The sequence below is a fragment of the Mesorhizobium sp. M7A.F.Ca.ET.027.03.2.1 genome, from assembly GCF_003999175.1.
In the GTDB taxonomy this organism is placed as follows: domain Bacteria; phylum Pseudomonadota; class Alphaproteobacteria; order Rhizobiales; family Rhizobiaceae; genus Mesorhizobium.
The window spans coordinates 1-1,476 of the sequence record NZ_RZOM01001297.1 but is presented as its reverse complement, the minus strand read 5'-3'; the positions used below and the strand labels follow the sequence as shown (position 1 = coordinate 1,476).

Annotated in this window: 2 protein-coding genes; both read left to right on the top strand. The window is 65.0% G+C overall.

The window, feature by feature from the left end:
* A partial coding sequence (locus EN750_RS34000; protein ID WP_145968187.1) for a 2-dehydro-3-deoxy-6-phosphogalactonate aldolase occupies positions 1-561 on the top strand: 561 nt, incomplete at its 5' end.
* Positions 561-1,442, top strand: coding sequence for an SMP-30/gluconolactonase/LRE family protein (locus tag EN750_RS33995; protein WP_127399252.1), 882 nt, complete (start codon positions 561-563; stop codon positions 1,440-1,442). The genes EN750_RS34000 and EN750_RS33995, both read left to right, overlap by 1 nt.
* The last annotated feature ends 34 nt before the right edge of the window (positions 1,443-1,476 follow it).

Below are 1,476 nucleotides of genomic sequence, written 5' to 3'. Positions count from 1 at the left end.
GCCATGGGCCAGGCACTGTTCGACGCCGGCATCGAGGCGATCGAAGTGCCGCTGAACTCACCGCAACCGTTCTCGTCGATCGCCCGCATCGTCCAAGTGCTGCCGAAAACGGCGCTGGTCGGTGCCGGCACGGTGCTGACGCCGGCCGATGTCGATGGCTTGCACCAGGCCGGAGGGCGGCTGCTGGTCAGTCCCAACATCGATGCCGAGGTGATGGCGCGCGCCATGCACTACGGCATGGTGACGATGCCCGGCGTGTTCACGCCGACCGAAGCCTTCCAGGCGATCAAGCTCGGCGCCTCGGCGCTTAAATTCTTCCCGGCGAGCGTGCTGGGTGCAGGCGGCATTTCCGCGATGCGCGCGGTGTTGCCGGCGCAGACATTGGTCGGCGCCGTCGGCGGCGTCTCCGAAAAAGATTTTGCCGGCTACAAGGCGGCCGGCGTGACCGCCTTTGGTCTGGGCTCCAGCCTGTTCAAGCCTGGCATGAGCGTCGACGAGGTGGCCGCGCGGGCCGAGGCGGCGGTGACAGCCTGGGATGCAGCATTCGGCGGAGACGCATGATGAGCGAAGCGATCGTTACGGTTTTTTCCGATCACGTCTGCCAGCTCGGCGAGGGGCCGAGCTACGATCCCGCCACCGATACGCTCTACTGGTTCGACATCGTCAACGGTCAGCTTCTGCAAAAGCAACTGTCCGGCGGCGCGGCCACCGTCCATGAGCTTGGCCAAATGGCGAGCGCCATCGCAATCATCGATGACAAGCGCCAGCTTATCGCCGCCGAAACCGGCCTTTATGTGCGCGACGTCGCGACCGGCAAACTGACGCTGCACACGCCTGTCGAGGCCGACAATCCGGTCACACGCTCCAACGATTCCCGGGTCCACCCCTGCGGCGCCTTGTGGATGGGTACCATGGGCAAGGGCGAGGAAAAGGGTGCGGGTTCGATCTACTGGTTTTTCAGAGGCGAACTGCGCCGGCTGTTTTCGGACATCACCGTCTCCAATTCGATCTGTTTTACCGAGGATGGCGCGATCGCCTACTACACCGACACCTCGACCGGGCTGCTGATGCGCGTCGCCTGCGACCCGGCGACCGGTCTGCCTGCAGGTGAGCCAAAGCTGTTCGTCGATCACCGCTCGGCCAAGGGCTATATCGACGGGTCCGTACTCGACCGCGACGGCATCCTGTGGAACGCCGTCTGGGGCGGCAGCGTCATCGAAGCCTATGGACCCGACGGCAAGCTCGTCCGCACGGTCGCCATGCCGGTGACGCAGCCATCCTGCCCGGCCTTTGTCGGCGCCAAGGCCGATCGGCTGGCGGTCACCTCCGCCTGGTCGGGCAAGGATGAGAAGCAGCGTCTGCTGGATCTGCAGGGCGGCATGACCGTTCTGCTCGATATTCCCGTCAACGGCCGCTTCGAGCCGCGCGTGCTGATCGCCTGAGCGAACTGGATTCTGCGGTCGGACGGTGCGTTGT